Below are 7,236 nucleotides of genomic sequence, written 5' to 3'. Positions count from 1 at the left end.
GGAACATCAACGTTCCAGTCCCCGCGCGAAAGGTGAGGCCGGGACGACGCTTACGATTCTATCATGAGGTGGGCCTGACGGTGCGCAAACGGCGAGCGACGTGGCGTGCGGTGACAACCCGTGTGCCCATCCTCCTCGAAGCGAAGGCCGATGCGCGCTGGTTGCTGGATTTCGTCCACGACGCGCACCCTGCTGACATCTCAACCAGCCATACAGCTATTTGCCATAGGGCCGATTGCTTGGCATGACGGCAGCCCCATGCAACGACGCGATCAAACTTGTTCGATACCCATCGTCTGGCAGAGTTCTCGCCATTCTCGAGGCGATAGCCCGCTTGTCGCTGCCGTCAGCTTCTCCCCCGCAATCATCCGCCGCACCGCAGTTATGGCGGTGCGTGAGAGCGACGCGCTACCCATGCGATGTTCCACGAACGCTTCATGGCTAAGCGGAACCCACCGACTCATGATTTCCAGCATGGCCTCCGCATACACGCGGATTTCGTACTGAGCGTGCGGGTCCGCCCGTAGGCGAAGGAAGCCCATTAGGTTGTGGAGATTGGCCTTCCAATACCACTGGGTATAGGTGTTAAGAGTCAGGTTCATTCGGGCGAGTTCTCGCGCAAGGCCTGACCTGTCCTCGTCTGGAGCCTGTTCGTCTGAGGGTTCGTTCAGCATCCACGCATAATTCGAATAGGTGCGTTCAGCATCTTCGCGCAAAATCTCCAGCACACGGCGCGCCTCGTCGCCTTCAAGGACTTCGCCCCGTCCCTGTCGATTGCTGCTCGACTGAGCTGCGAGATGCTGCTGCTCAGGAATATAGAATTCCTTATCTAGAATGGAGTAGCGGGCGGAATACTCATTTACGCTCGCGGTGCGATGGCGAATCCATTGTCTGGCAACAAATATCGGTAGCTTGACGTGAAACTTAATGTCAGCCATTTCAAAAGGCGTAGTGTGCCAATGCCTCATCAAATACATGATGAGGCCACGGTCCTCGCTGACTTTCTTTGTGCCTCTACCGTACGAAACGCGTGCCGCCTGCACCACCGCGCTGTCGTCGCCCATGTAGTCGATCACCCGGACAAAACCGTGGTCGAGAACCTGGAAGGGCTCGTAGAGAATTTCCTCCAACGCCGCGACGGTCGGCCGCAACGTCTGCGAGGACGTCGCACGGGTCTGCCGGATCTCTTCTCGTTGCTCGCTGGTGATGCTCATTGGATTCCTTCCTCGTCTCGCAAGCGAGTACGTGACTGCTTCACTTCTCGCAAGTTCGCCGCCTCGCGTCCGGACGGGCGACGATCTGATAAGCGCTCAGTACGATCAGCATCATGCTTCTTGATTCCCCCTACGACGGACAACGACAGTGGTGTTCCAGGCGGGGTGGTGCTGTGGACGAGACAGCTGTCACAATATGCGGAGTGATAGGGTGTATCGAGAAGATGGCGTATTCACCGATGTCACGATACGAATGGCTTAACGAATATGGCCGGCAGTGGCGCTCCTGGCCGGCGCCGGACGGCCAGACGATCGATCAGATCGCCTGGCTGGTGAACGAGATCCGGCGCAATCCGGATTCGCGCCGCCTGATCGTCTCGGCCTGGAATCCAGCCGACATTCCGAAGATGGCGCTGGCGCCCTGCCACTGCCTGTTCCAGTTCTTCGTCGCCGACGGAAAGCTGTCCTGCCAGCTCTACCAGCGCTCGGCCGACGTCTTCCTCGGCGTGCCCTTCAACATCGCGAGCTATGCGCTGCTGACGCATATGGTGGCGCAGGTGACCGGCTTGGGCGTCGGGGAATTCGTCCACTCCTTCGGCGACACGCATCTTTATGTGAATCACCTCGACCAGGCGCAGCTGCAGCTGACGCGAGAGTTCAGGCCGCTGCCGAAGCTCGTGCTCAACCCGGCGGTGACGAAGCTCGAGGATTTCCGCTTCGAGGATGTGACGATCGAGGGCTACGACCCGCATCCGGCGATCAAGGCGCCGATCGCGGTATGACCCTCACCATCCGTCCTGCCCGGCCCGACGAGGCCGGCCTCGTGCTCGATTTCATCAAGGCGCTCGCCGAGTATGAGCGGCTGGCGCATGAGGTCGTCGCGACGGAGGCCGAGATCGCAGCGGCCCTGTTCGGCGAGAATCCGAAGGCCTTCTGCGACATTGCCGAGTGGAACGGCGAGCCAGCGGGCTTCGCGGTCTGGTTCTACACCTATTCGACCTTCTCCGGCCGTCACGGCATCTGGCTGGAAGATCTCTTCGTGCATCCGCCGTTTCGCGGCCACGGCATCGGCAAGGCGCTGATGGCGGGGCTGGCGAAGCGCTGTCTCGACGAGGGGCTGCCGCGGCTGGCCTGGTGGGTGCTGAACTGGAACGAGCCCTCACGCGTGTTCTATCGCTCGCTCGGCGCCAAGGCGCAGGACGAATGGACGGTGAAGCGTCTCGACGGCGAGGCGCTGGCGCAGCTGGCGGGGCAGGGCTGAGACGATGGCCGCTCTCCCCCTCGTCCTGATCGCGGCCGTCGCCGACAATGGCGTGATCGGCGACGACAACCGCCTGATCTGGCGGCTGAAGACCGATCTGCGCCGCTTCCGCTCGCTGACGCTCGGCCGTCCCGTGGTGATGGGGCGCAAGACTTATCTCTCCATCGGCAAGCCCCTGCCGGGGCGGGAGACGATCGTGCTGACGCGTGATCCGGCCTTCCGCCCCGAGGGTGTCCGCACGGCGGCCGATCTCGATGCGGCGTTCAGTCTGGCGCGGCAGGTGGGGGCGGCGATGGGCGCCGACAGCGTGACCGTCGCGGGCGGGGCCGACGTCTATCGTCAGGTCCTGCCGCTGGCCGATCGGCTGGAGCTGACCTTCGTCCATGCCCGGCCGGCGGGCGACGCGGTGTTTCCCGAATGGGACCGCTCGGCCTTCGTCGCCGATGCGCCGGAAAACCATCCGGCTGGCCCCGATGACGAGCATGCCTTCACCTTCGCGACCTTTCGCCGCCGGGCCTGAGCGGCTTTCCGTTCACGATGAAGACCTTGCGTCGTTGACGAATCCATGGCCCATGCCCAAGTCAGCGCAGACCGCTCCGGCTGGGGAGCACTGACAAGCGGCCGCCCATCGCCTATGGCAGGGCAGGTTCGCGGAGAAAGGGAACGGCGCGAGTATGCCTTGGAGCAACCAGAGCGGCGGTGGCAGCAACGGGGGTGGACCCTGGGGCCAGCGCGGGGGAAGCGGCGGCGGTGGCGGCGGCGGCCCCTGGGGTGGCGGCGGCTCCGGCGGAGGCGGCCATAGTGGCCCGCCCGATCTCGAGGACATCCTGCGCCGCAGCCAGGACCGCCTGCGCACCATGATGCCGGGCGGCAATCTCGGCGGGCGGGGTCTGATCTTCGGCCTCCTGGCCCTGATCGTGGTCTGGCTCCTGACCGGCTGGTACATCGTCCGCCCGAACGAGGTCGGCCTCAATCTCCGCTTCGGCAAGTTCATCGGCAAGACCGGCGAAGGCCTGAACTACAACTGGCCCTATCCGATCGGCAGCGTGATCAAGCCGCAGGTGACCAATGTCGTCACCACCGAGGTCGGCTTTCGCACCGTCGAATCCGTGCGCGCTTCGCGCCAGTCCGACGTCATCGAAGAGAGCCTGATGCTCACCGGCGACGAGAACATCGTCGACATCGACGTGATCGTGCAGTGGCAGATCGACCCGGCCGCGCCCGAGAACTACGTCTTCAACATCCAGGACCCGCCGGGCACGGTGAAGGCCGTCGCCGAGAGCGCGATGCGCGAGATCATCGGCCGGCGCAACATCCAGCCCGTGCTGACGACCGACCGCGCCGCGATCGAGGCCGAGGTCCGCCAGCTAATGCAGGAGACGCTGAACGGCTATAATGCCGGCGTTCAGATCCGACTGGTCCAGCTCCAGAAGGTCGACCCGCCGCAGCAGGTCATCGACGCCTTCCGCGACGTCCAGGCCGCGCGCGCCGACCAGGAGCGCCTGCGCAACGAGGCCGAGACCTACGCCAACCGCGTCGTGCCGGAATCGCGCGGTCGCGCGGCGCAGCTCGTCCAGTCGGCCGAAGCCTTCAAGGAGCAGACGGTGGCCGAAGCGCTTGGTCAGGCCAGCCGCTTCAATGCGGTCTACGAGCAGTACAAGCTGGCGCCGGCCGTGACCCGCGAGCGTCTCTTCCTCGAGACGATGGAGCGCGTGCTCGGCGGCACCGACAAGGTGATCCTCGACAGCAGGGGGAACGGCCAGGGCGTCGTGCCTTACCTGCCGCTCGACCAGTTGCAGCAGAGGCGCCCCGCTCCGGGCGCTCCGCAGACGGGAGCTGTCCGATGAACGGCGCCATGATCCGTATCGGCCTGCTCGTCGTCCTCGGCGTCGCGGCGGTCGTCTTCTACGCCATGACCTTCGTGGTCCAGCAGACGCAGTCGGCCCTCGTGCTGCGCTTCGGCGCGGTCCGCAGCGTTGTCACCGCGCCCGGCCTCTACTTCAAGCTGCCGGCGCCGTTCGAGCAGGTGACCCTGCTCGACAACCGCATCCTCGATCTCGACCTGCCGGCGCAGGAAATCATCGCCTCGGACCAGAAGCGTCTCGTGGTCGATGCCTTCACGCGCTACCGCATCTCCGATCCGCTGCGCTTCTATCAGGCGGTCAACAACATCCCGCGCGCCAACTCGCAGCTGGCCTCGATCGTGAACGGCAATGTCCGCTCGGTGCTGGCGGAGGCCTCCTTCACCTCGATGGTCCGCAATGACCGGGCGCGGCTGATGAACCGTATCCGCGACGAGGTGAACCGCGAAGCCGCGCGCTTCGGCATGACGGTGGTCGATGTTCGTCTGCGCCGCGTCGATCTGCCGGCCGCCAACTCGGCCGCGGTGTTCCAGCGGATGCAGACGGAGCGTCAGCGCGAGGCGGCGGAAGCGCGCGCGCTCGGCGCCCAGCAGGCCCAGGAGATCCGGGCCCGCGCCGACAGGGAGTCGACGGTCATCGTCGCCGAGGCGCAGCGTCGGTCCGACGAGATCCGCGGCCAGGGCGAGGGCGAGCGCAACCGCGTCTTCGCCGAGGCCTTCGGCAAGGACGAGGAGTTCTTCACCTTCTACCGCTCGATGCAGGCCTATGAGGCGAGCATCAAGGCGGGCGATACGAAGATGGTGCTCTCGCCGGACTCGCCGTTCTTCCGGTTCTTCAACGGACCGAACGCGCCCCGGCCCGAAGGCCAGGCCGCGCCCGCTGCGGCGCCGGCACCGGCCCGTCCCTGACGGGACCCGCGCCGCGCATGTGGGATTTTGTTGCGGCGTTGGGCCTCGTCTTCGCGATCGAGGGCATTCTGTTCGCAGCGGTGCCCCATCTCGCTAAGGAGGCGCTGCGAAGCGCCTCCGAGACGCCGGTCGATATCATGCGCATGATCGGGCTCGCCTCGGCCGTGCTGGGCGTCGCGATCGTCTGGTTCGTTCGGGGATGAATTGCGGTGAATGGCCGGCGGCCATGGTCGCATGATCGTGTGTCGACCTTCCGCCGCATTTCGCAGTTCAATTGGGCCTACGCTTTCCGAGCCGGGCGACTCGGCCGGATCTTCTGCACGAGGACACTGATGGCAATGCATCCCGTCTCTGCTACCGGAGCTTCCGCGCCGCGCTCCCGCAGCCTCGCGCTTGCCGCTGGGGCCGCCTGCCTGTCGTTGCTGGCCTCCCCGGTGCTGGCTCCGGCGCAGACGGCGGCTTCGCCCGTTTTGCAGGGGCAGGTTTCGCTGGCCGACCTGGCCGAGCGTGTGATGCCGGCGGTGGTCAACATCGCTGCCGTGACGACGAGCGACACGCGCGGACGCACCCTGCCGCAATTGCCGCAGCTCGGCCCGGATACGCCCTTCGGCGATCTGTTCGAGGAGTTCTTCAACCGCCGCGGCCAGGGCCAGCAGGGCCAGGGTCAGGCCCCGCAGCAGCGTCGTTCGCAGTCCGCGGGCTCGGGCTTCGTGATCGATTCCTCGGGCATCGTGGTCACCAACAACCACGTCATCGGCGACGCCAACGAGATCACCGTGATCTTCAACAGCGGCCTGCGGCTGAAGGCCGAGGTGGTCGGCAAGGACGCCAAGGTCGACCTCGCCGTCCTGCGCGTGAAGCACGACAAGCCGCTGCCCGCGGTGAAGTTCGGCGATTCGGACAAGATGCGGATCGGTGATCCCGTCATGGCGATCGGCAACCCGTTCGGCCTCGGCGGCTCGGTCTCCTCGGGCATCGTCTCGGCGCGCAACCGCGACATCCAGCAGGGCCCCTACGACACCTACATTCAGACCGACGCCGCCATCAACAAGGGCAATTCGGGCGGGCCGCTGTTCAACATGGCGGGCGAGGTCATCGGCATCAACACCGCCATCCTGTCGCCGACGGGCGGCTCGGTCGGCATCGGTTTCGCCGTGCCGTCCTCGCTCGCGACCTCGATCGTCGACCAGCTCAAGGAGTTCGGCGAGACCCGCCGCGGCTGGCTGGGCGTGCGCATCCAGAGCGTCGATGACGCGACCGCCGAGGCACTGGGCCTTGGTGCCGCGCGCGGCGCGCTGGTGGCCGGCGTCGACGACAAGGGACCCGGCAAGCCGGCCGGCCTCGAGGTCGGCGACGTGATCACCAAGTTCGACGGCAAGGAGGTCAAGGATTCCCGCGACCTTCCGCGCATCGTCGCCGCCACGCCGGTCGGCAAGGACGTGCCGGTCACGATCATGCGCAAGGGCAAGGAAGAGGTGAAGACGGTCAAGCTCGGCCGCCTCGAGGATGGCGAGAAGGTCCAGCCGGCCTCGGCGCGCACCCCGGCCGAGCCGGCCAAGCCTGCGGTCACCGCTGCGCTCGGCCTCGAGTTGTCGCCGCAGACGGAAGAGCTGCGCAAGCGGTATTCGATCAAGGACGGCGTCAAGGGTGTCATCGTCACCAAGGTCGATCCGAACTCGAACGCCGCCGACAAGCGCGTCCAGGTCGGCGAGCTCATCGTCGAGATCGGCCAGGAGCCCGTCAATTCGCCGGCGGACGTGACCAAGCGCCTCGATGCGCTGAAGAAGGAGGGCAAGAAGTCGGCCCTGCTGCTCGTCTCCAACGCCCAGGGCGAGGTCCGCTTCGTCGCCGTGGCGATGAACTGAGCGGTTTCTCCCGCCGCGATGCGATCGAGGGCGGCCGAAAGGCCGCCCTTTTTCATGTGCCCGCGCCGGGGTGATGGCGGTCATCAGCGATCGGCATTGGTGTCCCGCCGACCGTGATGGCAGGGT

7 protein-coding genes and 2 pseudogenes are annotated in these 7,236 nt (G+C 65.8%); 8 read left to right on the top strand and 1 reads right to left on the bottom strand.

Going from position 1 to position 7,236, the window contains the following annotated elements; all coding sequences use genetic code 11:
• Positions 1-182, top strand: a pseudogene (locus AX750_RS25520) (hypothetical protein); the annotation flags it as partial.
• Between the two features lie 90 nt (positions 183-272).
• On the opposite strand, the gene thyX reads toward AX750_RS25520, so the two are convergent.
• Entirely contained in the window at positions 273-1,214 is a 942-nt protein-coding gene (gene thyX / locus AX750_RS12355; RefSeq protein WP_066734499.1) for an FAD-dependent thymidylate synthase, read from the bottom strand.
• A 266-nt stretch (positions 1,215-1,480) separates the two neighbouring features.
• Here thyX and thyA point away from each other — a divergent pair.
• The 7 genes and pseudogenes from thyA to AX750_RS12320 all read left to right on the top strand — a co-directional run.
• A pseudogene (thyA, locus tag AX750_RS12350) lies at positions 1,481-1,996 on the top strand (thymidylate synthase); the annotation flags it as partial.
• Positions 1,993-2,475, top strand: a complete 483-nt coding sequence (locus AX750_RS12345) for a GNAT family N-acetyltransferase (RefSeq protein ID WP_066734501.1) — start codon at positions 1,993-1,995, stop codon at positions 2,473-2,475. The pseudogene thyA and the gene AX750_RS12345, both read left to right, overlap by 4 nt.
• 4 nt (positions 2,476-2,479) lie before the next feature.
• Positions 2,480-2,995, top strand: a complete 516-nt coding sequence (locus AX750_RS12340; protein ID WP_066734503.1) for a dihydrofolate reductase — start codon at positions 2,480-2,482, stop codon at positions 2,993-2,995.
• A gap of 154 nt (positions 2,996-3,149) precedes the next feature.
• Positions 3,150-4,322: an FtsH protease activity modulator HflK gene (hflK, locus tag AX750_RS12335; protein WP_066734505.1), complete on the top strand. Its 1,173-nt coding sequence runs from the start codon at positions 3,150-3,152 to the stop codon at positions 4,320-4,322.
• Positions 4,319-5,245: a protease modulator HflC gene (locus AX750_RS12330; RefSeq protein ID WP_066734507.1), complete on the top strand. Its 927-nt coding sequence runs from the start codon at positions 4,319-4,321 to the stop codon at positions 5,243-5,245. The genes hflK and AX750_RS12330 overlap by 4 nt, the downstream gene beginning before the upstream one ends.
• 17 nt (positions 5,246-5,262) lie before the next feature.
• Positions 5,263-5,448, top strand: coding sequence for a DUF2065 domain-containing protein (locus AX750_RS12325; RefSeq protein WP_066734511.1), 186 nt, complete (start codon positions 5,263-5,265; stop codon positions 5,446-5,448).
• A gap of 129 nt (positions 5,449-5,577) precedes the next feature.
• Positions 5,578-7,110 carry a DegQ family serine endoprotease gene (locus tag AX750_RS12320; protein WP_245282384.1) on the top strand — a complete coding sequence of 511 codons (1,533 nt, stop codon included), beginning with the start codon at positions 5,578-5,580 and terminating at the stop codon, positions 7,108-7,110.
• Positions 7,111-7,236 lie beyond the last annotated feature (126 nt).

The sequence above is a fragment of the Methylobacterium sp. CCH7-A2 genome (assembly GCF_001557075.1).
In the GTDB taxonomy this organism is placed as follows: domain Bacteria; phylum Pseudomonadota; class Alphaproteobacteria; order Rhizobiales; family Beijerinckiaceae; genus Allobosea; species Allobosea massiliensis.
The sequence above is the reverse complement of the archived record's forward strand: the minus strand, read 5'-3'. Positions and strand labels throughout refer to the sequence as shown.